The 23,765-nt window shown below is 61.7% G+C and carries 20 protein-coding genes and 1 other RNA gene; 18 read left to right on the top strand and 3 right to left on the bottom strand.

Annotated elements, in window-relative coordinates; translation table 11 throughout:
* Window positions 1–8: 8 nt before the first annotated feature.
* Together ACIOVD_RS14045 and ACIOVD_RS14040 are read right to left on the bottom strand one after the other, a co-directional pair.
* On the bottom strand, window positions 9–371 hold the full coding sequence (locus ACIOVD_RS14045) for a YraN family protein (protein WP_320332994.1): 363 nt from the start codon (window positions 369–371) through the stop codon (window positions 9–11).
* Window positions 371–2,182, bottom strand: coding sequence for a penicillin-binding protein activator (locus tag ACIOVD_RS14040; RefSeq protein WP_401128416.1), 1,812 nt, complete (start codon window positions 2,180–2,182; stop codon window positions 371–373). Before ACIOVD_RS14040 ends, ACIOVD_RS14045 begins: the two co-directional genes overlap by 1 nt.
* A 209-nt stretch (window positions 2,183–2,391) precedes the next feature.
* Between ACIOVD_RS14040 and rsmI the strand changes: the two genes are divergently transcribed.
* The 18 genes from rsmI to lpxC all read left to right on the top strand — a co-directional run bounded on the left by rsmI (window position 2,392) and on the right by lpxC (window position 21,956).
* On the top strand, window positions 2,392–3,264 hold the full coding sequence (rsmI, locus tag ACIOVD_RS14035) for a 16S rRNA (cytidine(1402)-2'-O)-methyltransferase (RefSeq protein ID WP_095169036.1): 873 nt from the start codon (window positions 2,392–2,394) through the stop codon (window positions 3,262–3,264).
* A gap of 75 nt (window positions 3,265–3,339) precedes the next feature.
* Window positions 3,340–3,693: RNase P RNA component class A (gene rnpB, locus ACIOVD_RS14030), an RNA gene on the top strand.
* A 454-nt stretch (window positions 3,694–4,147) separates the two neighbouring features.
* Window positions 4,148–4,603 carry a division/cell wall cluster transcriptional repressor MraZ gene (gene mraZ, locus ACIOVD_RS14025; protein WP_019693566.1) on the top strand — a complete coding sequence of 152 codons (456 nt, stop codon included), beginning with the start codon at window positions 4,148–4,150 and terminating at the stop codon, window positions 4,601–4,603.
* Window positions 4,600–5,547 carry a 16S rRNA (cytosine(1402)-N(4))-methyltransferase RsmH gene (gene rsmH / locus ACIOVD_RS14020; RefSeq protein WP_162530210.1) on the top strand — a complete coding sequence of 316 codons (948 nt, stop codon included), beginning with the start codon at window positions 4,600–4,602 and terminating at the stop codon, window positions 5,545–5,547. The genes mraZ and rsmH overlap by 4 nt, the downstream gene beginning before the upstream one ends.
* Complete coding sequence (gene ftsL, locus ACIOVD_RS14015) at window positions 5,544–5,837, top strand: cell division protein FtsL (RefSeq protein ID WP_095168944.1); 294 nt, start codon at window positions 5,544–5,546, stop codon at window positions 5,835–5,837. The genes rsmH and ftsL overlap by 4 nt, the downstream gene beginning before the upstream one ends.
* Window positions 5,837–7,576, top strand: a complete 1,740-nt coding sequence (locus ACIOVD_RS14010) for a penicillin-binding protein 2 (protein ID WP_177440661.1) — start codon at window positions 5,837–5,839, stop codon at window positions 7,574–7,576. Before ftsL ends, ACIOVD_RS14010 begins: the two co-directional genes overlap by 1 nt.
* Window positions 7,576–9,039: a UDP-N-acetylmuramoyl-L-alanyl-D-glutamate--2,6-diaminopimelate ligase gene (locus ACIOVD_RS14005; RefSeq protein WP_159997893.1), complete on the top strand. Its 1,464-nt coding sequence runs from the start codon at window positions 7,576–7,578 to the stop codon at window positions 9,037–9,039. The genes ACIOVD_RS14010 and ACIOVD_RS14005 overlap by 1 nt, the downstream gene beginning before the upstream one ends.
* Window positions 9,032–10,399, top strand: coding sequence for a UDP-N-acetylmuramoyl-tripeptide--D-alanyl-D-alanine ligase (gene murF, locus ACIOVD_RS14000; protein ID WP_320332993.1), 1,368 nt, complete (start codon window positions 9,032–9,034; stop codon window positions 10,397–10,399). The genes ACIOVD_RS14005 and murF overlap by 8 nt, the downstream gene beginning before the upstream one ends.
* Window positions 10,399–11,481, top strand: a complete 1,083-nt coding sequence (mraY, locus tag ACIOVD_RS13995) for a phospho-N-acetylmuramoyl-pentapeptide-transferase (protein ID WP_095168940.1) — start codon at window positions 10,399–10,401, stop codon at window positions 11,479–11,481. The genes murF and mraY overlap by 1 nt, the downstream gene beginning before the upstream one ends.
* A gap of 5 nt (window positions 11,482–11,486) precedes the next feature.
* Complete coding sequence (gene murD / locus ACIOVD_RS13990) at window positions 11,487–12,833, top strand: UDP-N-acetylmuramoyl-L-alanine--D-glutamate ligase (protein WP_401128408.1); 1,347 nt, start codon at window positions 11,487–11,489, stop codon at window positions 12,831–12,833.
* Complete coding sequence (gene ftsW / locus ACIOVD_RS13985; RefSeq protein WP_095168938.1) at window positions 12,830–14,047, top strand: putative lipid II flippase FtsW; 1,218 nt, start codon at window positions 12,830–12,832, stop codon at window positions 14,045–14,047. Before murD ends, ftsW begins: the two co-directional genes overlap by 4 nt.
* Window positions 14,037–15,107 (top strand): undecaprenyldiphospho-muramoylpentapeptide beta-N-acetylglucosaminyltransferase, encoded by a 1,071-nt coding sequence (gene murG, locus ACIOVD_RS13980; RefSeq protein ID WP_401128404.1) that lies wholly within the window; start codon window positions 14,037–14,039, stop codon window positions 15,105–15,107. Before ftsW ends, murG begins: the two co-directional genes overlap by 11 nt.
* Window positions 15,100–16,560, top strand: a complete 1,461-nt coding sequence (gene murC / locus ACIOVD_RS13975) for a UDP-N-acetylmuramate--L-alanine ligase (protein WP_095168936.1) — start codon at window positions 15,100–15,102, stop codon at window positions 16,558–16,560. The genes murG and murC overlap by 8 nt, the downstream gene beginning before the upstream one ends.
* Window positions 16,557–17,513, top strand: a complete 957-nt coding sequence (locus tag ACIOVD_RS13970; protein WP_095168935.1) for a D-alanine--D-alanine ligase — start codon at window positions 16,557–16,559, stop codon at window positions 17,511–17,513. The genes murC and ACIOVD_RS13970 overlap by 4 nt, the downstream gene beginning before the upstream one ends.
* A gap of 4 nt (window positions 17,514–17,517) precedes the next feature.
* Window positions 17,518–18,384: a cell division protein FtsQ/DivIB gene (locus tag ACIOVD_RS13965; protein WP_095168934.1), complete on the top strand. Its 867-nt coding sequence runs from the start codon at window positions 17,518–17,520 to the stop codon at window positions 18,382–18,384.
* Between the two features lie 14 nt (window positions 18,385–18,398).
* A complete protein-coding gene (ftsA, locus tag ACIOVD_RS13960) occupies window positions 18,399–19,661 on the top strand; it encodes a cell division protein FtsA (protein ID WP_095168933.1) in 1,263 nt (420 codons plus the stop codon).
* A 74-nt stretch (window positions 19,662–19,735) separates the two neighbouring features.
* Window positions 19,736–20,932: a cell division protein FtsZ gene (gene ftsZ, locus ACIOVD_RS13955; RefSeq protein ID WP_095168932.1), complete on the top strand. Its 1,197-nt coding sequence runs from the start codon at window positions 19,736–19,738 to the stop codon at window positions 20,930–20,932.
* A 112-nt stretch (window positions 20,933–21,044) separates the two neighbouring features.
* Entirely contained in the window at window positions 21,045–21,956 is a 912-nt protein-coding gene (gene lpxC, locus ACIOVD_RS13950) for a UDP-3-O-acyl-N-acetylglucosamine deacetylase (RefSeq protein ID WP_007939852.1), read from the top strand.
* Between the two features lie 71 nt (window positions 21,957–22,027).
* Here the strand turns inward: lpxC and ACIOVD_RS13945 are convergent, their stop codons facing one another.
* A complete protein-coding gene (locus ACIOVD_RS13945) occupies window positions 22,028–23,536 on the bottom strand; it encodes a sensor domain-containing diguanylate cyclase (protein WP_095168931.1) in 1,509 nt (502 codons plus the stop codon).
* Between the last annotated feature and the right edge of the window lie 229 nt (window positions 23,537–23,765).

Raw genomic sequence — 23,765 nt, 5'->3', positions numbered from 1 at the left:
GACAGCGGTCAGCTATCAAAGGCATTCCGTAGCCAGTTCAGATGCGCTGCAGTGCTGTCTATGGCAACCACATCAAAACGGCAGGGGGAGTCGGCCCAGCGTGACTCGCTCTGCAGGAAATACTGCGCGGCGAGTATCAGTTTTTGACGCTTGCGCGCATCGATACTGCCGAGCGCGCCACCCCATTGGGTGTTTTTTCTGTAGCGGACTTCGACGAATACTACTGTATCGCCGTCAAGCATGACCAGATCAAGCTCGCCGCGTTTACACAACCAGTTCTGCGCCAGCAGGCGCAGTCCCTGTTGCTGGAGATGCTGGAGCGCCTGGCTTTCAGCATCTCGACCGCTTTGCTGGCGTGACCTGTCGGGCATCAGCGCGGGGTGTCCGGCAGGCGTTGGACCTGGCCGTTGACGAATTGCGCCCAGGGCAGCTGGCGTTGAACCCGTTGCGTCGGGCTCATGCTCAGGTTGCCCGACTGGCCTTCGATGGTGCTGTCCGGCAGGGCCTTGAGTTGACCCAGGCGCGGGGCCAGGCGGTAGGCGTCGACGCCCATGGCGTACAGCCGACCCAGGCTGCTATTGGCTTGTGGCCATTGTGCAGTCACTTGCTGGCGCAGCGGGTCGCTGGTGTTGAGCAGCCATGGGGTTTCGCAGAAGCGCACGCCGTTCATGTCGTTGTACTGGTTCTGGTCGCCACTGGCGCTGTACACGTGGGACGTGGCGTAGACCGGCACGTCACCCGCGTATTGGAAGTTCAGCGTGGGTTTGATCTGTTGCGCCTGTTGTGGGGTCGAGGCGAGGAAGATGAACTCGATGTCCTGGCGGCGCGACGGCTGTGCGGCGATCTGCGAGCCGACGGTGCTTTGCAGGCTCTTGGCGCGACCTTCGCTCTGGCGCAGTTGGAACAGGTCGGCGATCTGCTGGGCCAGTTGCACGGGTTGGTCTACACGTTCGACACCGATGATGCTGCCGCCATTGGCTTGCCAGTCCTGGCTGAAGGCCTTGAGGACGCGGTCGCCCCATTCGCCTTTAGGTACCAGTACCGCAGCGCGATGCAGGCCGTCGGCACGTGCGCGACGGGATACTTCGCGCGCCTCGTCCTCGGCCGCGAGGCCGAACTGGAACAGTTGGGCCGGGCCTTGGTCGCCTTCGCTGTAGTTCAGCGCCAGGGTGGTGATCGGCAGTTGAGGGCGCGCGTTGAGTTGCTTGACCAGGGGTTTTTCCAGCGGGCCGACTACCAGTTGCACGCCATCGGCTTGGGCCTTGCGATAGAAGTCGTCCAGCGAGGTCAGGCGCGAGCTGTCATAGAACTCGATGGCGGGTGGGTTCTGTCCGGCCTGTTGGGCCTGGTAGTGAGCAGCCATGAAACCTTCGCGCAGGGCCTTGGCCACCGAGGCCAGCGGGCCTTCCTGGGGCAGCAGCAGGGCGATCTTGCCGAGCGGCTGGCTGGCCAGTTGCTTGAGTTGGGTCAGTGGCAGTGGCAACTGCAGGGCGGCAGGATGTTTCGGGTGCTGGGCTTTCCAGTTGTCGATGGCAGCCTGTTGCAGTTCCAGGGTGCCGGCGGTTTTTACCGCCACGGCCAGGCTCATCCAACCGCCGAGCACGTCGTCGGTGATCGGTTGCAGCTGGTCGGTGGGCAGCGAGGCAATCAGTGCCCAGATCGCCTCGTGGTTCTTGTTCGCGGCTTCGCCTTCGAGCATCGGCGCGATGGCAATCCGCTCGCGGGCGGCGGCCAGCGTCTGGCCGTCGGCTTCGAGGGCGCGGGCACGCACGGTGCCGGTGCGAACCCGTTGCTCGTCCGGCAATTCGCTCAGGCGCTGCAGGCTTGGGTGGCTCAGGGCGGTCAGTGCCGCCTTGGGCTGGTTGCGGGTCATCGCCAGTTCGGCGGCCAGGGTGCTGGCATAGACCTGCTGGCCCGGCTTGAGCGTTTCCAGCGGAACCTGTTGCAGGATTTGCGCGGACTGGCCGGCGTTACCCTGGCGATACGCCAGGTCGGCCGCGCTCAGGCGCAGCAGGGCAGCCTTTTCCGGATTGGTGCTGGTGGCAGCCTGTTCGAGCAGTTGCTCGATACTGGCATCGGCCGTCCGTGGAAGGTCGCCAAGGCTGGACGAGGGCGAGCTGGCGCAAGCCGCCAACAGGGCAGCGAGGCAGAGGGCAGTGAACAGCCGCAGGCAAGCGATCATGTAAGTGTTCCTGATACTCGATCAAATTAGCGTGGAATTGTACCCAAGCACTGGCCGGGGCGCGATGTTACTGGCGTGAATCGTGCAATTTAGGTCGTGTAAATGTTGCCGTGCTCACGAAAAGGTAGTGCGTCCTGATGACAGTGGTGCGCATCCAGCGGGCTTCTACGCGCTACAATGGCGCTTTTACCGATCATGAGGTGTGCGCTTTGACTGCTCCAGGTGCTTTGAATTCCGCTGCTGGCTCGCTTTATGTGGTGGCGACGCCCATCGGCAACCTGGATGACATCAGTGCCCGCGCGCTGAAGATCTTGCGTGAGGTGGCGTTGATCGCCGCCGAAGACACGCGCCACTCCCTGCGGTTGCTGCAACATTTCGGCATCGCTACGCCCCTGGCGGCTTGTCACGAACACAACGAACGCGACGAAGGCAGTCGCTTCATCACGCGGTTGCTGGCCGGTGACAATGTTGCGCTGATTTCCGATGCCGGCACGCCGCTGATTTCCGATCCGGGTTATCACTTGGTGCGCCAGGCCCGCGCTGCCGGTATCAATGTAGTCCCGGTTCCCGGGGCGTGCGCGCTGATCGCCGCATTGTCGGCGGCGGGATTGCCGTCCGACCGGTTTATCTTCGAAGGTTTCCTGCCGGCCAAGGCCGTTGGCCGGCGCGCGCGCCTGGAGTCCATTAAGGAAGAGCCGCGGACCCTGATCTTCTATGAGGCACCTCACCGGATCCTCGAATGCCTGCAGGACATGGAGCTGGTGTTCGGCCCCGAGCGGCCAGCCTTGTTGGCGCGCGAGCTGACCAAGACCTTCGAGACCCTTAAGGGCTTGCCCCTGGCCGAGCTGCGTGCGTTCGTCGAGGGCGACAGCAATCAGCAGCGTGGCGAGTGCGTGGTGCTGGTGGCGGGCTGGACCGCGCCAGAGACTGAGGAGGCGGTCAGCAGCGAGGCCATGCGCATCCTCAATCTGTTGCTCGAGGAGATGCCGCTCAAGCGTGCCGCGGCGTTGGCGGCGCAAATTACCGGTGAGCGCAAGAATGTGCTCTATCAAGTGGCCCTGGAAAAACAGAAGGGCGAGTAAAAACGGGGCCTGCAGAGCGGCAAAAGGCTTTTATTGCTTGTTCTTCGGGCGCTGTGCCGTTAACCTTCGCGGCGGAGAGTCGATTGGACAGTCGCTGCCCTCTATGAAAATTAGGGGGGGGAGGAAAGTCCGGGCTCCATAGGGCGAAGTGCCAGGTAATGCCTGGGAGGCGTGAGCCTACGGAAAGTGCCACAGAAAATAACCGCCTAAGCGCTTCGGTGCCGGTAAGGGTGAAAAGGTGCGGTAAGAGCGCACCGCACGACTGGCAACAGTTCGTGGCTAGGTAAACCCCACTTGGAGCAAGACCAAATAGGGTCCCAAGGCGTGGCCCGCGCTGGGACCGGGTAGGTTGCTAAAGGTGTCCAGTGATGGCCATCGTAGACGAATGACTGTTCAAGACAGAACCCGGCTTATAGATCGACTCTCCACCTTTTTTTCGCTTTTGTGCTTGAATCACCGGCACAGGGGCTTGGTATTATCGGTTCACCGCCCGCAGCATGTTGTGGGCACGTGTTACTTGATATCGATATGCCATCATCTCGTTTGACCCCCTTGTAGAGGCGCGCGTGTAGTAGCAATTACCCACCCTGCTGAATCAATAGCAGAAGCGCTTTCGTAATACCGAAAAAATCTTACTCTTAACAAATTACTTTAACTTCTGAACGTAGCCTCCTGCGCTGCTTCAAGTTATTGAGCTGAGTCATCCGCCAAATACTCGTAACCCCTTCTTTTGTACCGCTAAATCTCCGATCTGTAAGGGTTTTCCTTTACTGCGCGCCTTGACGGTGCGGTAGGCGCATTCCTATAGTGTGCGCAAGTGGCGGAAAGTGGCATGAAGTGGGTTTTTTGAGCGTAAAACGCTAGAATTTGGAGAAACGCTGACGTGTTTCGCGGAGCTAACGCTATCAGTCTCGATGCAAAAGGCCGTCTCGCTATGCCGAGCCGGTATCGTGACGAGTTGGTTTCGCGTAGTTCCGGGCAACTGATCGTGACCATTGATGCGGTTGATCCTTGTTTGTGTGTTTACCCCCTCGATGAGTGGGAGCTGATTGAAACCAAACTGCGCGCACTGCCTTCGCTTCGCGAAGAGAACCGTCGCCTGCAACGTTTGCTGATTGGTAATGCCGTCGACCTCGAACTCGACGGCAGTGGTCGTTTTCTGGTTCCGCCGCGTCTGCGTGAATATGCCAAGTTGGATAAGCGCGCGATGTTGGTAGGCCAACTGAACAAGTTCCAATTGTGGGACGAGGATGCCTGGGATGCAGTGTCTGCTGCTGACCTGGCTGCTATTCAACAACCGGGCGCTATGCCTGATGAACTGCGTGATTTGATCCTGTGACTATTGATAGCGGCTTTAACCACATCACCGTACTGCTTGACGAAGCCGTCGAGGCTCTCGCCGTACGCCCTGATGGTTGCTATCTCGATGGCACGTTCGGGCGCGGCGGCCACAGCCGCCTGATACTCAGCCAGCTCGGTCCTGATGGCCGGTTGCTGGGGTTTGACAAAGATCCTCAAGCGATTGCCACCGGGCAAACGCTAGCGGCCGAAGACGGCCGCTTTGTCGTTGTGCAGCGCAGCTTTGCCGAACTGGGTTCGGAAGTTGCCGAGCGCGGCCTGGCCGGCAAGGTCAGCGGTGTGCTGCTCGACCTGGGCGTGTCTTCGCCCCAGCTAGACGACCCTGAGCGTGGCTTCAGCTTCCTCAATGACGGCCCCCTGGACATGCGTATGGACCCGTCCCGAGGGATCAGTGCTGCCGAATTCGTCAACACCGCGCCCGTCGAAGAAATCGCCCGGGTGTTCAAGGAATATGGCGAAGAACGTTTCTCCGGGCGTATGGCCCGTGCCGTGGCTGAGCGTCGCGACATCAAGCCGTTCGAGCGCACCGGTGACCTGGCAGAAGTGCTGAAAGTCGCCAACCCGGCGTGGGAAAAAGGTAAGAACCCAGCTACCCGTGCCTTCCAGGGCCTGCGAATTCACGTCAACAATGAACTGGGCGATCTCGAAGCCGGCCTCGAAGCAGCACTCGAGGCGCTGGAAATCGGCGGCCGCCTGGTAGTGATCAGCTTCCACTCGCTGGAAGATCGCATCGTCAAGCTGTTCATGCGCAAACTGGTCAAGGGTGAAACCGACAACCTGCCGCGCAACCTGCCGGTACGTTTCGAAGCTTTTGTGCCGAAAATCAAAGTCCATGGCAAAGCGCAGTTCGCCGGCGAAGCCGAACTCAAAGCCAACCCACGTTCCCGTAGCGCTGTCATGCGTGTCGCGGAGAAGTTGCGGTGAGCAAGCTTTTCGCCAAGCCTCTTCCAGGCGGCAGCTTTATCATGCTGCTGCTGTTTATCGGCGTGCTGGTTTCCGCGATCGCGGTGTCCTACAGCGCCCACTGGAATCGGCAATTGCTCAACTCGTTGTACGGCGAGTTGAGTGTGCGCGACAAGGCGCAGGCGGAGTGGGGGCGGTTGATTCTCGAGCAGAGCACCTGGACCGCTCATAGCCGTATTGAAGTGCTGGCCACCGAACAACTGAAGATGCGCATTCCCGGCGCGGCAGAAGTGCGGATGGTGGCGCCATGATGAAACTCGAGGGGGCACTCTTTCCGTGGCGGTTTCGCTTGGTCGTGGGCTTGCTCGGGATCATGGTGGCGGCGATTGCCTGGCGCATCATTGACCTGCAAGTGGTCGACCGTGCCTTCCTCAAGGGCCAGGGTGACGCGCGCAGCATGCGCCACATCCCGATTCCCGCGCACCGTGGCCTGATCACCGATCGTAACGGCGAGCCTTTGGCGGTCAGTACTCCGGTCACCACCCTGTGGGCCAACGCCAAGGAAATGCAGAGCGCCAAGGACCGCTGGCCGGCCCTGGCTGCCGCATTGGGCCAGGACCCGCGTGCGCTGACCGAGCGCCTGGAAGCCCAGGCCAATAAAGAATTCATCTACCTGGTGCGCGGCCTGACGCCGGAGCAAGGCCAGGTGGTGCTCGACCTGAAAGTGCCTGGCGTCTATGGCATCGAAGAGTTCCGGCGCTTCTACCCGGCCGGGGAAGTCACCGCCCACATGGTCGGCTTTACCGATATCGACGACCATGGCCGCGAAGGTGTGGAGCTGGCCTATGACGAATGGCTGGCCGGGGTCCCCGGTAAACGCCAGGTCATCAAGGACCGGCGCGGCAGACTGATCAAAGATGTCCAAGTCACCAAAAACGCCAAGGCCGGCAAGCCCTTGGCGTTGTCGATTGACCTGCGCCTGCAATACCTGGCCAACCGCGAACTGCGCAACGCGATCATCGAGAACGGTGCCAAGGCCGGCAGCCTGGTGATCATGGACGTCAAGTCCGGCGAGATCCTGGCCATGGTCAACCAGCCGACCTACAACCCGAACAACCGTCGCAACCTGCAGCCGGCGATGATGCGTAACCGCGCGATGATCGACGTATTCGAGCCGGGCTCGACCATGAAGGCCATCTCCATGAGTGCCGCCCTGGAAACCGGGCGCTGGAAGCCGAGTGACCGGGTCGAGGTCTATCCGGGCACCCTGCAACTGGGCAAGTACACCATTCGTGACGTGTCCAGGAGCGAAGGCCCGGTGCTCGACCTGACCGGGATCCTGATCAACTCCAGTAACGTGGGCATGAGCAAGATCGCCTTCGATATTGGCGGCGAGACTATTTTCCGTCTGGCACAGAAAATCGGCCTGGGCCAGGACACTGGCCTGGGCTTCCCGGGCGAGCGCGTTGGCAACCTGCCCAACTACCGCGAATGGCGCAAGGCCGAGACGGCCACGCTGTCGTACGGCTACGGTCTGTCGGTAACCGCGATCCAGTTGGTCCACGCGTTCTCGGCATTGGCCAACAACGGCCGTATCGCGCCCCTGACCCTGGTCAAGACCGACAAGCTGCCGCAAACCACCCAGGTGATCCCGGAAGACGTCGCCAAGACCATGCAGGGCATGCTGCAGCAAGTGATCGAGGCGCCGCGCGGGGTATTCCGTGCGCAGGTTCCGGCCTATCACGTGGCCGGCAAGTCCGGTACTGCGCGTAAGACCTCCGCAGGCCTCAAGGGCTACGCCGTCAACTCCTACCGCTCGCTGTTTGCCGGTTTCGGCCCGATGAGCGACCCGCGTTTTGCCATCGTCGTGGTGATCGATGAACCGAGCAAGGCCGGCTACTTCGGTGGCCTGGTCTCGGCACCGGTGTTCAGCAAAGTGATGTCGGGCACCCTGCGCCTGATGAACATCTCGCCGGACAACCTGCCGCCGACCCAGCAAGCCAATGCCACCCCGGCGATCCCACTCAAAGCCAACGGAGGGCGCGGCTGATGTCTCTGAGCCTGAACAAGATTTTCGCCCATGCCGGCCGCGACCTGTTGATTCGCGAACTGGCCCTGGACAGCCGCAATGTGCGCGCCGGGGACCTGTTCCTCGCAGTGCCTGGTGGCAAGTTCGATGGCCGTGCGCATATCGCCGATGCCCTGCAACGCGGTGCGGCAGCCGTGGCCTATGAAGTCGAAGGGGCGACCGTCCTGCCGATTACCGATGTGCCGCTGATCCCGGTCAAAGGCCTGGCCGCGCAACTGTCGGACATCGCTGGACGCTTCTATGGTGACCCGAGCCGGCATCTGAACCTGGTCGGTGTCACCGGCACCAACGGCAAAACCAGTGTGACCCAGTTGGTTGCCCAGGCCCTCGATTTGCTCGGCCAGCACTGCGGCATCGTCGGCACTCTGGGCAGTGGTTTCTACGGCGCGCTGCAAAGTGGCCTGCACACCACGCCCAACCCGATCGACATGCAAGCCACCCTGGCCGACCTGAAAAAGGCCGGTGCCAAGGCGGTGGCCATGGAAGTTTCTTCCCACGGCCTGGATCAGGGACGCGTCAGCGCGCTGGCCTTCGACGTGGCAGTGATGACCAACCTGTCCCGCGATCACCTGGACTATCACGGCACCATGCAGGCCTATGGTGAAGCCAAGGCCAAGTTGTTCGCCTGGAATGACCTGAAGTGCCGGGTGGTCAACCTCGACGACGAATTCGGTCGCCAACTGGCCGCCGACAAGGGCGAATCGCGGCTGATCACCTACAGCCTGGAAGACGCCAGCGCCTACCTGTATTGCCGCGAAGCGCAGTTCGACGACGAGGGTGTGCGTGCCACGCTGGTAACGCCTCAGGGCGAACACCATTTGCGCAGCGCCTTGCTCGGTCGTTTTAACCTGAGCAACGTGTTGGCCGCGGTCGGTGCCTTGCTCGGCCTGGACTATGCGCTGGACGAAATCCTCCGTGTGCTGCCCAAGCTCGAAGGCCCGGCCGGTCGCATGCAGCGCCTGGGTGGCGGCACCCAGCCATTGGTGGTAGTCGACTACGCCCATACCCCCGATGCCCTGGAAAAAGTCCTGCTGGCCCTGCGTCCCCACGCCAAGGGTCAGTTGTTGTGCCTGTTCGGCTGCGGCGGCGATCGCGATCGTGGCAAGCGTCCGCTGATGGCCGAAGTGGTCGAGCGCCTGGCCGATGGCGTTCTGGTGACCGATGACAACCCGCGCAGCGAAGACCCACTGCAGATTTTCGACGACATCCGCGCCGGTTTCAGCGCGGTGGATAACGTACGTTTTGTCGCCGGTCGTGGCCAGGCGATTGCCGAAATTGTTGCTGGCGCCAGCGCCGATGACGTGATCGTCCTGGCTGGCAAAGGTCATGAGGACTATCAGGAAATCAATGGCCAACGCCATGCCTTCTCTGACCTGGTGGAGGCCGATCGCGCCTTGACCGCCTGGGAGGTGAGCCATGCTTAAGGCCCTGCAATTGAGCGAAGTGGCGGGTCCATTGGGTGGCCGTCTGGTTACTACCGACAGCCGCTTCGAGGGCGTGAGCATCGACAGCCGGGCCATCGTGCCGGGCCAACTGTTCGTGGCCCTGGCCGGTCCGCGTTTCGACGGGCACGACTACCTCAACGAAGTGGCCGGCAAAGGTGCGGTCGCAGCCTTGGTCGAGCGTGCAGTGGCCAACGCCACCTTGCCGCAACTGCTGGTCAAGGACACTCGGCAGGCCCTGGGTCAACTGGGCGCCCTGAACCGTGCGGCCTTTACCAAGCCGGTCGCGGCAATCACCGGTTCCAGCGGCAAGACCACGGTCAAGGAAATGCTCGCGAGCATCCTGCGCACCCGCGGTCCGGTGCTGGCGACCCGTGGCAACCTGAACAACGACCTCGGCGTGCCCCTGACCCTGCTGGAACTGGCGGCCGAACACAGTGCTGCGGTGATCGAGTTGGGCGCCTCGCGCATCGGCGAGATCGCCTACACCGTGGCCATGACCAAGCCCCACGTAGCCGTGCTCAACAATGCCGGGACCGCCCACGTCGGTGAGTTCGGCGGGCCGGAAAAAATCGTCGAGGCCAAGGGCGAGATTCTCGAAGGGCTGGACGCCGATGGCGTCGCCGTACTGAACCTCGACGACAAGGCATTCGCCATCTGGAAGGCCCGCGCAGCCGGGCGCCAGGTGCTGACCTTCGCCCTGCACGACAGCCAGGCCGACTTCCATGCCAGTGACCTCGATCGCGACGCACGGGGCTGCCCGTCCTTCAAACTGCACAGTCCGCTGGGTGTCGAGCACGTCCAGTTGAATCTGCTGGGCACCCACAACGTGGCCAACGCCCTGGCGGCCGCCGCCGCTGCCCACGCCCTCGGGGTGTCGCTGTTCGGCATCGTCACCGGCCTGAACGCCGTGCAACCGGTCAAGGGACGCGCGGTGGCGCAACTGGCGAGCAATGGCATGCGGGTCATTGATGATTCTTACAACGCAAACCCCACCTCGATGTGCGCTGCGGTTGATATACTTGCCGGCTTTTCCGGCCGCACCGTCCTGGTGCTCGGAGATATCGGCGAGTTGGGCGAGTGGGCGGAGCAGGGGCACCGCGAAGTTGGCGCGTATGCCAGCGGCAAGGTTTCTGCACTTTACGCCGTAGGGCCGTTGATGGCGCATGCCGTCGCCGCCTTCGGTGAGCAGGCCCGTCACTTTGCCACTCAGGCCGACCTGATTGCGGCGCTGGGCGCCGAACACGATTCAAACACCACTATTTTGATCAAGGGCTCGCGCAGCGCGGCGATGGAAAACATCGTTGCGGCTCTGTGCGGTTCGAGCGGGGAGAAACATTAATGCTGCTGCTGCTAGCGGAGTATCTGCAACAGTTCTACAAAGGCTTCGCGGTCTTCCAGTACCTGACCCTGCGCGGGATTCTGGGTGTACTGACCGCGCTGTCGCTGTCGCTGTGCTTCGGGCCGTGGATGATCCGCACCCTGCAGAATCGTCAGATTGGCCAATCGGTACGTAACGACGGGCCGCAATCGCACCTGTCCAAGTCCGGCACCCCGACCATGGGTGGCGCGCTGATCCTGTCCGCCATTGGCGTCAGCACCCTGCTGTGGGCCGACCTGACCAACCGCTATGTCTGGGTCGTGCTGCTGGTGACCCTGCTGTTCGGCGCCATCGGCTGGGTCGACGACTACCGCAAAGTCATCGAGAAGAACTCCCGTGGCTTGCCGAGCCGCTGGAAGTACTTCTGGCAGTCGGTGTTTGGCCTGGGCGCGGCGATCTTCCTTTATATGACGGCCGCCAGCCCGGTGGAAACCACCCTGATCCTGCCGATGCTCAAGGACTACAGCATTCCCCTGGGTGCCGGCTTCATCGTCCTGACCTACTTCGTGATCGTCGGCTCCAGCAACGCCGTCAACCTGACCGATGGCCTCGATGGCCTGGCGATCATGCCGACCGTGATGGTCGGCGGCGCCCTGGGGATCTTCTGCTACCTGTCGGGTAACGTGAAATTCGCCGAATACCTGTTGATCCCTTATGTCCCGGGCGCGGGTGAACTGATTGTGTTCTGCGGCGCGCTGATTGGTGCCGGCCTGGGCTTCCTGTGGTTCAACACCTACCCGGCGCAAGTGTTCATGGGCGACGTCGGCGCATTGGCGTTGGGCGCGGCCCTGGGCACCATCGCAGTGATCGTGCGCCAGGAAATCGTGCTGTTCATCATGGGCGGCGTGTTCGTGATGGAAACCCTGTCGGTGGTGATCCAGGTCGCGTCCTTCAAGCTGACCGGTCGCCGGGTGTTTCGCATGGCGCCGATCCACCACCACTTTGAACTCAAGGGCTGGCCCGAGCCACGCGTGATCGTCCGATTCTGGATCATCACCGTGATTCTCGTGCTGTTCGGCCTTGCCACCCTGAAGCTGAGGTAGAACGAGTGTCTCTGATCGCTTCTGACCACTTCCGCATCGTTGTCGGCCTCGGCAAGAGCGGCATGTCCCTGGTTCGCTTCCTGGCGAACCGGGGCGTGGCGTTCGCTGTGGCTGACACGCGGGACAATCCACCGGAGCTGGTCACGCTGCGCCGTGACTACCCGCACGTGGAAGTGCGTTGTGGCGAGCTGGATGTCGAGTTCCTGTGCCGTGCCGACGAGCTCTACGTGAGCCCCGGCCTGGCGCTGGCTACACCAGCCCTGCAGGCGGCGGCTGCCCGTGGCGTGAAACTGTCCGGTGACATCGAGCTGTTCGCGCGTAACGCGAAAGCGCCGATCGTCGCCATCAGCGGCTCCAACGCAAAAAGCACGGTGACCACCCTGGTCGGCGACATGGCGGCTGCGGCCGGCAAGCGTGTGGCCGTGGGCGGCAACCTCGGAACGCCGGCGCTCGACCTGCTGAGCGACGATGTCGAGCTGTACGTGATGGAGTTGTCCAGCTTCCAGCTCGAAACCACCGATCAGCTGGGCGCTGAAGTGGCCACCGTGCTCAACGTCAGCGAAGACCACATGGACCGCTACAGCGGCCTGCCTGCCTACCACCTGGCCAAGCACCGGATCTTCCGCGGCGCGCGGCAAGTGGTGGTCAACCGCCAGGACGCCCTGAGCCGGCCGTTGATGGGCGAGGGCCTGCCGTGCTGGACCTTCGGCCTCGGCAAACCTGACTTCAAGGCCTTTGGCCTGCGTGAAGAGAACGGCGAGAAATACCTGGCCTTCGAATTCACCAACCTGATGCCGGTGCGCGAGCTGAAAATCCGTGGCGCCCACAACCAGTCCAACGCCCTCGCGGCCTTGGCGCTGGGGCACGCCGTCGGCCTGCCGTTCGACGCCATGCTCGCCACCCTGCGTACCTTCGCCGGCCTCGAGCACCGCTGCCAGTGGGTGCGTGACCTGGACGGCGTGAGCTACTACAACGACTCCAAGGCCACCAACGTCGGTGCCGCCCTGGCGGCGATCGAAGGCCTGGGCGCCGACATCGACGGCAAGCTCGTGCTGATTGCCGGCGGCGATGGCAAGGGCGCTGAATTCAAGGACCTGCGTGATCCGGTCGCGGCAAACTGCCGTGCGGTGGTGTTGATGGGCCGTGACAGCGAGCTGATCGGCCAGGCCATCGGCGACGGTGTACCGCGGATTCGCGTCAACTCGCTGCTCGAAGCGGTCGCACAATGCCGCGCCGTGGCCCAGCCCGGTGATGCCGTGCTGCTGTCGCCGGCCTGCGCCAGTTTCGACATGTTCAAGAACTACGAAGAGCGTGGGCACCTGTTCGCCCAGGCCGTGGAGGACTTGGCATGAACTTGAGAAACATCATCAAGCCTTACCCGTCGCCGATCATCACCGGGCGCGGTATCGACCTCGACTTCCCGATGCTCGCCGGGTGCCTGGCGCTGATCGGCCTGGGGCTGGTGATGATTGCATCGGCCTCCACTGAAGTGGCAGCCGTGCAGTCGGGCAGCGCCCTGTATTACATGATTCGTCACCTGATCTACGTCCTGCTTGGCCTTGGGGCCTGCATCGTCACCATGATGATTCCGATCGCCACCTGGCAACGCCTGGGCTGGCTGATGCTGATTGGTGCGTTCGGCCTGCTGGTGATGGTGATCATCCCGGGGATCGGCCGCGAAGTGAACGGCTCGATGCGCTGGATCGGCTTCAGTTTCTTCAACGTCCAGCCTTCGGAAATCGCCAAGGTGTTCGTGGTGATCTACCTCGCCGGTTATCTGGTGCGCCGGCAAAAAGAAGTGCGTGAAAGCTGGATGGGCTTCTTCAAGCCGTTCATCGTGCTGCTGCCGATGGCGGGCCTGTTGCTGATGGAACCGGACTTCGGGGCCACCGTGGTGATGATGGGCGCGGCGGCAGCGATGCTGTTCCTTGGCGGGGTCGGGCTGTTCCGCTTCTCCCTGATGGTGGTCCTGGCCGTGGCGGCCGTGGTGCTGTTGATTCAGGTGCAGCCGTATCGAATGGCGCGTCTGACCAACTTTGCCGACCCATGGGCCGACCAGTTCGGCGCCGGTTACCAGCTGTCCCAGGCCCTGATCGCGTTTGGTCGCGGTGAGTGGCTGGGGGTTGGCCTGGGCAACAGCGTGCAGAAGCAGTTCTACCTGCCGGAAGCCCACACCGACTTCGTGTTCTCGGTCCTGGCTGAAGAGCTGGGCGCCATTGGCTCGCTGTGCACCGTCGCACTGTTCACCTTTGTCTGCATCCGCGGCATGTACATCGGTTATTGGGCCGAGAAGTCCAAGCAGTTCTTCGCCGCCTACATCGCCTACGGCTTGTCGTTCCTGTGGATTGGTCAGTTCCTGATCAACATCGGGGTGAACGTCGGCCTGCTGCCAACCAAGGGCCTGACCTTGCCGTTCCTCAGCTATGGCGGCAGCTCGCTGGTGATCTGCTGTGCGTGCCTGGGGCTGTTGCTGCGTATCGAGTGGGAGAGTCGGACCCACCTGGGCAGCGAAGAGATGGAGTTCAAGGAGAGTGATTTTGCCGAGGAGCCAACCCATGGGCGCTAATGTGCTGATCATGGCGGGCGGCACCGGTGGCCACGTGTTCCCGGCACTGGCCTGTGCCCGCGAGTTCCAGGCGCGCGGCTACACCGTGCACTGGCTCGGCACGCCCCGTGGCATCGAAAACGAGCTGGTACCCAATGCGGGCCTGCCGTTGCACCTGATCAACGTCAGTGGCCTGCGCGGCAAGAGCAAGTTGTCCCTGCTCAAGGCACCTTTTGTGCTGCTCAAGGCGGTGTTCCAGGCGCGGGCAATCATTCGTCAGCTGAAGCCGGTGTGTGTCCTTGGTTTTGGCGGGTATGTCACCGGCCCTGGTGGCGTAGCAGCCAGGTTGGCCGGCGTGCCGGTGATCGTTCACGAACAGAATGCCGTGGCCGGTACCGCCAATCGGTTGCTGGTGCCCTTGGCCGCGCGAGTCTGCGAAGCTTTCCCGGACACCTTTGCTGCCCGTGGCAGCCGACGGACCACCGGTAATCCGGTGCGCGCCGAGTTGTTCCTCGATACGCCGCGCCCGGCCCTGGCCGGACGCCAGGCGCGTTTGCTGATCCTGGGCGGAAGCCTGGGGGCAGAACCCTTGAACAAATTGCTGCCTGAAGCCTTGTCGCAGGTTCCCGTCGAACTGCGCCCGGAAGTGTTCCACCAGGCTGGCAAAAACCACGATGAAGTGACTGCCGAGCGCTACCGCGCTGCCGGTGTCGAGGCGCAAGTGCAGCCGTTCATCAAAGACATGGCCCAAGCCTACGGCTGGGCCGACCTGGTGGTCTGTCGCGCAGGTGCGCTGACTGTCAGTGAGCTGGCTGCTGCCGGTCTGCCCTCGATGCTGGTGCCTCTGCCCCACGCGATCGACGATCACCAGACCCGCAATGCCGATTATTTGGCTCGTGAAGGCGCTGCCTTCCTGATGCCGCAAAGAACGACCGGCGCCGCAGAACTGGCTGCGCGCCTGACCGAGGTCCTGATGCAACCACAACGACTCAACGACATGGCTGGCGCAGCTCGTCGCCTGGCCAAACCGGATGCCACCCGTAACGTGGTCGATATCTGCCTGGAGGTGGTTCATGGTTGAGAATCAGAAAGCCATGCCGCAGCCGGAAATGCGCCGTATCCGTCGTATCCACTTCGTCGGCATCGGCGGTGTGGGCATGTGCGGGATCGCCGAGGTGTTGCTGAACCTGGGCTATGAAGTGTCCGGTTCCGACCTCAAGGCTTCCCCCGTGACCGAGCGCCTGGAATCCTTTGGTGCACAGATTTTCCTTGGCCACCGCGCCGAGAACGCCGCGAATGCCGATGTACTGGTGGTCTCCAGTGCCGTGAACACCTCCAACCCGGAAGTGGCGACCGCGCTCGAGCGCCGTATCCCGGTGGTGCCGCGTGCCGAGATGCTGGCCGAGCTGATGCGCTACCGCCACGGCATCGCCGTCGCCGGTACCCATGGCAAAACCACCACCACCAGCCTGATCGCCTCGGTGTTTGCCGCCGGTGGCCTGGACCCGACCTTCGTCATCGGTGGCCGCCTGAATGCAGCAGGTACCAATGCACAGCTCGGCACCAGCCGCTACCTGATCGCCGAAGCCGATGAAAGCGACGCCAGTTTCCTGCACCTGCAGCCGCTGGTGGCCGTGGTCACCAACATCGACGCCGACCACATGGCGACCTACGACGGCGACTTCAACAAGTTGAAGAAAACCTTCGTCGAGTTCCTGCACAACCTGCCGTTCTACGGTCTGGCGGTGGTGTGCCTGGACGATCCGGTGGTTCGCGAGATCCTGCCGCAGGTCAAGCGCCCAACCGTCACCTACGGTTTCAGCGAAGACGCCGACGTGCGCGCAATCAATGTTCGCCAGCAGGGCATGCAGACCTTCTTCACCGTGCTGCGCCCTGATCGCGAGCCGCTGGATGTGTCGGTGAACATGCCGGGCAACCACAATGTGCTCAACTCCCTGGCGACCATCTGTATCGCCACTGACGAAGGCGTCAGCGATGAAGCCATCGTCCAGGGCCTGTCGGGCTTCCAGGGTGTCGGCCGCCGCTTCCAGGTCTACGGCGAGCTGCCGGTCGAAGGCGGCAGCGTGATGCTGGTGGACGACTACGGCCACCATCCGACCGAAGTGGCCGCGGTAATCCAGGCCGTGCGTGGTGGCTGGCCGGAGCGTCGCCTGGTGATGGTCTACCAGCCGCACCGCTACAGCCGCACTCGTGACCTGTATGACGACTTCGTCAATGTATTGGCCGACGCCAACGTGCTGCTGCTGATGGAAGTCTATCCGGCCGGCGAAGAGCCGATCCCGGGCGCCGACAGCCGCAAGCTGTGCAACAGCATTCGCCAGCGCGGCCAGCTTGACCCGATCTACATCGAGCGTGGCGTCGACCTTGCGCCGCTGGTCAAGCCGTTGCTGCGTGCCGGTGACATCCTTCTGTGCCAGGGCGCCGGTGATATCGGTGGCCTTGCACCCAAATTGTTGAAAAGTTCGTTGTTCGCAGGTGCCGTTGCCGCGCCTAGCGAGGGGAAGTTGAAATGACTGCAGCCTACGCCAACCTGTTCTCGACTATCGCCCCGCAAGACTTCGGGCGTGTCGCCGTGCTGTTCGGTGGCAAGAGCGCCGAACGCGAAGTCTCGCTGAAATCCGGCAATGCGGTGCTCAGTGCCCTGCAGAGCGCCGGTGTGGATGCGTTCGGGATCGACGTCGGTGACGACTTCCTGCAACGCCTGCTCGATGAAAAGATCGACCGTGCGTTCATCATTCTCCACGGTCGCGGCGGTGAAGACGGCAGCATGCAAGGCCTGCTCGAGTGCCTGGGCATTCCGTACACCGGCAGCGGCATCCTCGCTTCGGCCCTGGCCATGGACAAACTGCGCACCAAGCAGGTCTGGCACACCCTGGGTATTCCGACCCCGCGTCACGCCGTGCTGAGCAGCGAAGCTGATTGTATTTCGGCAGCGACGGAACTGGGCTTCCCTTTGATCGTCAAACCGGCGCATGAAGGTTCAAGTATCGGTATGGCCAAAGTGACATCAGCGTCTGAATTGACCGACGCCTGGAAAGCGGCCAGTACCTACGATTCGCAAGTGTTGGTCGAGCAATGGATTCAAGGTCCGGAGTTCACCATCGCCACGCTGCGCGACCAGGTGTTGCCGCCGATCGCCCTGGGTACGCCGCACACTTTCTACGACTACGACGCCAAGTACCTGGCTTCCGATACCCAGTACCGGATCCCGTGTGGCCTCGACAGTGCCAAGGAACAAGAACTCATGGACCTTACGGCGAAAGCCTGTGAGGCGCTGGGTATCGCCGGTTGGGGACGGGCTGACGTGATGCAGGACGCCGAAGGGCAGTTCTGGTTCCTCGAAGTCAACACCGCACCGGGCATGACCGATCACAGCCTGGTGCCGATGGCGGCCCGGGCAGCCGGCCTGGATTTCCAACAGTTGGTGTTGGCGATCCTGGCTGCAAGCATTGAGCCGCGAGGGTAAGTCCATGCAAGGCGCCCAGCTACGTCATCAGCCACCCGCTCCCGGCCGCAAGCCGGTGCCGCGGGGTGCCAGCCGAATGGTGGCCAAAGAGCCGATGTCGGTGCGCCTGCCGAAAGCCAATTTTGGTTTTCTCAAAGCGGTGTTCTGGCCGGTGCTGCTGGTGGCGTTGGGGTTCGGTACCTATGAGGGTGCCCAGCGCCTGATGCCGTACGCGGACCGCCCGATCACCAAGATCAACGTGCAGGGCGACTTGAGCTACATCAGCCAGCAAGCGGTGCAGCAGCGGATCGCCCCCTACGTGGCGGCGAGCTTCTTCACCATCGACCTGGCGAGCATGCGCACCGAACTGGAACAGATGCCCTGGATTGCCCACGCCGAAGTGCGTCGCGTCTGGCCTGACCAGGTGGTGATTCGCCTGGAAGAACAACTGCCCGTGGCCCGTTGGGGTGACGAGGCCTTGCTGAACAACCAGGGCCAGGCGTTTACCCCGCGTGAACTGGCCAATTACGAACATTTGCCACAGTTGTTCGGCCCGCAGCGGGCCCAGCAGCAAGTGATGCAGCAGTATCAGGTGTTGAGCCAGATGCTTCGGCCACTGGGTTTCTCCATCGCCCGGCTGGAGTTGCGTGAACGCGGCAGTTGGTTCCTGACCACAGGTGCCGGCAGTGCGGGGCCGGGGATCGAGTTGTTGTTGGGCCGCGGCAACCTGGTGGAAAAGATGCGCCGCTTCTTTGCCATCTACGACAAGACGCTTAAAGAACAGATTACGAACATTGCGCGCATCGACCTGCGTTATGCCAACGGCCTTGCCGTCGGCTGGCGGGAACCTGTAGCGCCCACGACGGCCCAACCCGCCGTCGCGAAGAATTGAGAAGAGGCAGGACCATGGCAAACGTGCAAAGCGGCAAAATGATCGTCGGTCTGGATATCGGTACCTCCAAGGTGGTGGCACTGGTAGGCGAGGTCGCGGCCGATGGCCAACTGGAAATCGTCGGGATCGGTACCCATCCTTCCCGCGGCCTGAAGAAGGGCGTGGTGGTGAACATCGAGTCCACCGTGCAGTCGATCCAGCGCGCCATCGAAGAAGCGCAACTGATGGCCGGTTGCCGGATCCACTCGGCGTTCGTCGGCGTGGCGGGTAATCACATCCGCAGCCTGAACTCCCACGGCATCGTCGCGATCCGTGATCGTGAAGTCAGCTCCGCCGACCTCGAGCGCGTGCTCGATGCTGCCCAGGCAGTGGCGATCCCGGCCGACCAGCGGGTCCTGCACACCTTGCCGCAGGACTACGTGATCGATAACCAGGAAGGCGTGCGCGAGCCGCTGGGCATGTCCGGCGTGCGCCTGGAAGCCAAGGTCCACGTGGTCACCTGCGCGGTCAATGCGGCACAGAACATTGAAAAATGCGTGCGCCGCTGCGGCCTGGAAATCGACGACATCATCCTCGAGCAACTGGCTTCGGCGTACTCGGTGCTGACCGATGACGAGAAAGAGCTGGGTGTGTGCCTGGTGGACATCGGTGGCGGTACCACCGACATCGCGATCTTCACCGAAGGCGCGATCCGCCATACCGCGGTGATCCCGATTGCCGGTGACCAGGTGACCAACGACATCGCCATGGCGTTGCGCACCCCGACCCAGTACGCCGAGGAAATCAAGATTCGTTACGCCTGCGCCCTGGCCAAGCTGGCCGGTGCCGGTGAAACCATCAAGGTGCCAAGCGTTGGTGATCGTCCGCCTCGCGAGCTGTCCCGCCAGGCCCTGGCCGAAGTGGTCGAGCCGCGTTACGACGAGCTGTTCACCCTGATCCAGGCCGAACTGCGTCGCAGCGGCTACGAAGACCTGATCCCGGCCGGCATCGTGCTGACCGGTGGCACGTCGAAGATGGAAGGCGCGGTCGAACTGGCCGAAGAGATTTTCCACATGCCGGTCCGCCTGGGCGTGCCCCATGGCGTCAAGGGCCTGGACGATGTAGTACGCAACCCGATTTATTCAACCGGTGTTGGTTTGCTGATGTATGGCCTGCAAAAGCAGTCCGACGGCATTTCCTTCTCGGGGATCAGCAGCAGCCGCGATAGCTACAGCAACGAAGAGGCCAAGAGCCCGTTGCTCGACCGCATCAAGAGTTGGGTCCAGGGCAATTTCTAAAGATTTACCGCAACACCGTTACAAGCAGTAGGCGCAGTAGGCGAAAAAAACTAGAGAATTGAAGGAGAGGGAAAATGTTCGAACTCGTAGACAACATCCCCGCAAGCCCGGTCATTAAAGTCATCGGTGTTGGCGGAGGCGGCGGCAACGCTGTCAACCACATGGTCAAGAGCAACATTGAAGGCGTTGAGTTCATCTGCGCCAACACTGATGCCCAGGCGCTGAAAAGCATCAGCGCGCGGACCATCCTGCAACTGGGCACCAGCGTAACCAAAGGCCTGGGCGCCGGCGCGAATCCTGAAGTCGGTCGTCAGGCCGCCATGGAAGACCGTGAGCGCATCGCCGAAGTACTGGCGGGCACCAACATGGTGTTCATTACCACCGGCATGGGTGGTGGTACCGGTACCGGTGCTGCACCTGTAATCGCCGAAGTGGCCAAGGAAATGGGGATCCTCACCGTTGCGGTGGTGACCCGTCCGTTCCCGTTCGAAGGTCGCAAGCGTATGCAACTGGCCGACGAAGGTATTCGTCTGCTGTCCGAAAGCGTCGACTCGTTGATCACCATTCCCAACGAGAAGCTGCTGACCATCCTCGGCAAGGACGCCAGCCTGCTGTCGGCTTTCGCCAAGGCTGACGACGTGTTGGCCGGTGCCGTGCGCGGTATCTCCGACATCATCAAGCGTCCGGGCATGATCAACGTCGACTTCGCCGACGTGCGTACCGTGATGAGCGAAATGGGTATGGCGATGATGGGCACTGGCTGCGCCAGCGGTCCGAACCGTGCACGTGAAGCGACTGAAGCGGCCATCCGCAACCCGTTGCTCGAAGACGTCAACCTGCAAGGTGCGCGTGGCATCCTGGTGAACATCACCGCCGGTCCTGACCTGTCCCTGGGTGAGTACTCCGACGTGGGTAGCATCATCGAAGCCTTCGCTTCCGAGCACGCGATGGTCAAGGTCGGTACCGTTATCGATCCAGACATGCGCGACGAACTGCACGTGACCGTTGTTGCTACCGGTCTGGGCGCGAAAATCGAGAAACCGGTCAAGGTCATCGACAACACCGTCCACACTTCCATGACCAGCGCCCCGGCTCCTTCTGCCGCTGCCGCACGTCCGGAAATGCCGTCGGTGAACTACCGCGACCTGGACCGTCCAACCGTGATGCGCAACCAGGCTCAGGCCGGCGCAGCGGCGGCGGCAAAGCTCAATCCGCAAGACGATCTGGATTACCTGGACATCCCGGCATTCCTGCGTCGTCAGGCCGATTGATGAAATGTATCAGGCGTATTAAGTTGATTGGTGTTCAGCAAAGGTCTGGTCTGCTATTATCGCCAGCCTTTGTTGATACCAGTTCGCACTTTGCGCTGAAGCGGCCCATGCCATGATTAAACAACGCACCCTGAAGAATATTATCCGTGCCACAGGTGTCGGCCTGCACTCCGGGGAGAAGGTCTACCTGACCCTCAAGCCTGCACCTGTCGACACTGGCATTGTGTTTTGTCGTGCCGATCTCGACCCTGTGGTGCAGATTCCTGCTCGCGCAGAAAACGTTGGCGAAACCACCATGTCGACCACTTTGGTCAACGGTGACGTCAAAGTGGACACGGTGGAGCACTTGCTCTCGGCCATGGCTGGCCTGGGCATCGATAACGCCTACGTCGAGCTCTCCGCGTCCGAAGTGCCAATCATGGATGGTAGCGCTGGACCTTTTGTATTCCTGATTCAATCGGCTGGCCTGGAAGAACAGGATGCCGCCAAGAAGTTCATCCGTATCCTGCGTGAAGTGACAGTGGAAGATGGCGACAAGCGCGCCACTTTTGTCCCTTTCGAAGGTTTCAAGGTGAGCTTCGAGATCGATTTCGATCACCCGGTGTTTCGTGACCGCACCCAAAGTGCCAGCGTGGATTTTTCCAGCACTTCGTTCGTAAAAGAAGTCAGCCGCGCCCGGACCTTTGGTTTCATGAGTGATATCGAGTACCTGCGCAAGCACAACCTCGCACTCGGCGGTAGCGTTGAAAATGCCATCGTGGTCGATGCGGACGGTGTATTGAACGAAGACGGCCTTCGCTACGAAGACGAATTCGTCAAGCACAAGATCCTCGACGCCATTGGCGACCTCTACCTGCTGGGCAATAGCCTGATTGGTGAGTTCAAGGGCTTCAAGTCCGGCCACGCACTGAACAACCAGCTTCTGCGCAAATTGATTGAGCAGACAGATGCTTGGGAAGTCGTGACTTTTGAAGACGCCAGCACTGCTCCGATCTCTTACATGCGCCCAGTTGCGGCAGTGTAAGTAAAAACCTCTCTAGTTTTTAAAGGCTGCCTTCGGGTGGCCTTTTTTTATGCCTGGCGCAAATGCCGGACCTACTCCTGCGCACTGACCACGCAGTTGCGTCCCCGGTGCTTGGCCTGGTACAGCGCCTTGTCAGCGGTGTACATCAGGTTTTCCAGGCTCTGGTTCGGTTGTCCTGTGGAGGTACTGAGACCGATGCTGACGGTCATGGGAGATTCGTCGGCGGCAAAGGGCGGTAGTCGTTCGACCGCCGCACGAATATTTTCGGCGATGCGCAGTGCACCGGCGGTATCGGTTTCGGGCAGTACCGCGGCGAACTCTTCGCCGCCATAGCGTGCAGCGAGATCAGCCGGGCGGCGGATATTTTCGCTGATGACCCTGGCCAGCACGCGCAACGCATCATCCCCGCCTTGATGACCATGCCGGTCATTGAAGGCTTTGAAGTGATCGGCGTCGATCATCAGCACCGACAGCGGTTTCCCCGAGCGATGGGCACGCGACCATTCGCGATTCAATACCGTATCCAGGGTGCGGCGGTTGGCCACTCCGGTGAGCGAATCAATGGCCGCCTGCTGGGCGAGTTCCTGCTCGGCGTGCTGGCGCAAACGCAGCTCGCGACACAGCAGTAGGGCCAGCCACATCAGGCCGATGCACAGCACACCGGTGGCGCCACTGATCACATAGGCGGTGCGTTTCCAGGTGGCGAAGACTTCGTCCATGGACAGCGCCACGATCACCGTCAATGGCAGGTTGCCGACTCGCGAGAAGGTGTACAGGCGATTGCGGTGGTCCATGCTTGAGACACTGCTGAAACTGCCTGTGCCTTCGCGCATGATTCGAACCACATTGGGGCGGTTGCCGAAGCTCTTGCCGATGCTGTTGTCACGCAGCATGGGTTTTTGCGCGAGCAGAATACCGTCCTTGTCGAGCACATTGAGGGTGCTGTCGTTGCCGATGTTCAGGCTCTTGAATAACTCGTCGAAATACGCGAGACGCATGGACGCCACGGCCACGCCGAGAAACTCGCCGGAGGGTGAAGAGATGCGCCGGCTGAAACTGATGCGCCACTGCTCGCTGTCGGGGCACTCACAGCGGGGTTTGAAAGGACGGCTGATAAACATCCCGGTGTCATCGTTGAACGCATGAGCCAGGAAGTAATCACGGTCGGCGAAGTTCCCCGGCTTCGGGGTCACCAGGGAGGAGTCGGCGATCACGTTGCCATACTTGTCCAGCAACAGCAGGTCGCCTTTGAAACGTGCGGTGCTGGAGCGATCGAACAGCACCAGGTGACGGATCTGTGCCGACACCTGTTGCAGGTCGTCACGCTGGGCGGCGGCAATCAGGCCTTGCAGTGACAGGTCATAGAGTTCGACGTTGCGCAGCACATCCGCGTCGATCAACTGCACGATATTGGTCGCGCTGCGAGTCGCCGCCTGCATCGCGTTGGCGTGCTCGCGTATCAGCAGGAAAGTGACGATGGCGATGATGGCAATGACGGTCAGTGAGCTGCCCAGAATCAGCATGAATTCGGGGCGGCGGGTGTTACCCGTCAAGTGGAGGTGCGTACGGCTTGCACTCATGGTTCTGATTTCTGCAGAGGGACATCATCAGCGTAGTTCCCGAACGGACCGGGCGGCATTGCAGATATCAGTTCGTTGATCGTTAGCTTGATTGCATATATAGATCCCAGGCGCAAAAAACGCCAGCCCCGCGATGAAGCATTATGTAGGAGCGAGCTTGCTCGCGATGGACGTGAACGAAAACGCACGAATGCCGTGAACATCCGGCGCTCTGCGGTTCATCGCGAGC

Source organism: Pseudomonas sp. NPDC087626 (assembly GCF_044743405.1).
Lineage (GTDB): Bacteria > Pseudomonadota > Gammaproteobacteria > Pseudomonadales > Pseudomonadaceae > Aquipseudomonas.
Note: the sequence above shows the minus strand (reverse complement) of the source record. Positions and strands in the feature narration are given on the sequence as shown.

Bases quoted from the DNA above. Each gene is read 5' to 3' on its own strand.
- ACIOVD_RS14045 (WP_320332994.1), bottom strand. From the start codon at position 371: ATGCCCGACAGGTCACGCCAGCAAAGCGGTCGAGATGCTGAAAGCCAG.
- ACIOVD_RS14040 (WP_401128416.1), bottom strand. From the start codon at position 2,182: ATGATCGCTTGCCTGCGGCTGTTCACTGCCCTCTGCCTCGCTGCCCTG.
- ACIOVD_RS14010 (WP_177440661.1), top strand. From the start codon at position 5,837: ATGAAACTCGAGGGGGCACTCTTTCCGTGGCGGTTTCGCTTGGTCGTG.
- ACIOVD_RS14005 (WP_159997893.1), top strand. From the start codon at position 7,576: ATGTCTCTGAGCCTGAACAAGATTTTCGCCCATGCCGGCCGCGACCTG.
- murF (WP_320332993.1), top strand. From the start codon at position 9,032: ATGCTTAAGGCCCTGCAATTGAGCGAAGTGGCGGGTCCATTGGGTGGC.
- mraY (WP_095168940.1), top strand. From the start codon at position 10,399: ATGCTGCTGCTGCTAGCGGAGTATCTGCAACAGTTCTACAAAGGCTTC.
- ftsW (WP_095168938.1), top strand. From the start codon at position 12,830: ATGAACTTGAGAAACATCATCAAGCCTTACCCGTCGCCGATCATCACC.
- murG (WP_401128404.1), top strand. From the start codon at position 14,037: ATGGGCGCTAATGTGCTGATCATGGCGGGCGGCACCGGTGGCCACGTG.
- murC (WP_095168936.1), top strand. From the start codon at position 15,100: ATGGTTGAGAATCAGAAAGCCATGCCGCAGCCGGAAATGCGCCGTATC.
- ACIOVD_RS13970 (WP_095168935.1), top strand. From the start codon at position 16,557: ATGACTGCAGCCTACGCCAACCTGTTCTCGACTATCGCCCCGCAAGAC.
- ACIOVD_RS13965 (WP_095168934.1), top strand. From the start codon at position 17,518: ATGCAAGGCGCCCAGCTACGTCATCAGCCACCCGCTCCCGGCCGCAAG.
- ftsA (WP_095168933.1), top strand. From the start codon at position 18,399: ATGGCAAACGTGCAAAGCGGCAAAATGATCGTCGGTCTGGATATCGGT.
- ftsZ (WP_095168932.1), top strand. From the start codon at position 19,736: ATGTTCGAACTCGTAGACAACATCCCCGCAAGCCCGGTCATTAAAGTC.
- lpxC (WP_007939852.1), top strand. From the start codon at position 21,045: ATGATTAAACAACGCACCCTGAAGAATATTATCCGTGCCACAGGTGTC.
- ACIOVD_RS13945 (WP_095168931.1), bottom strand. From the start codon at position 23,536: ATGAGTGCAAGCCGTACGCACCTCCACTTGACGGGTAACACCCGCCGC.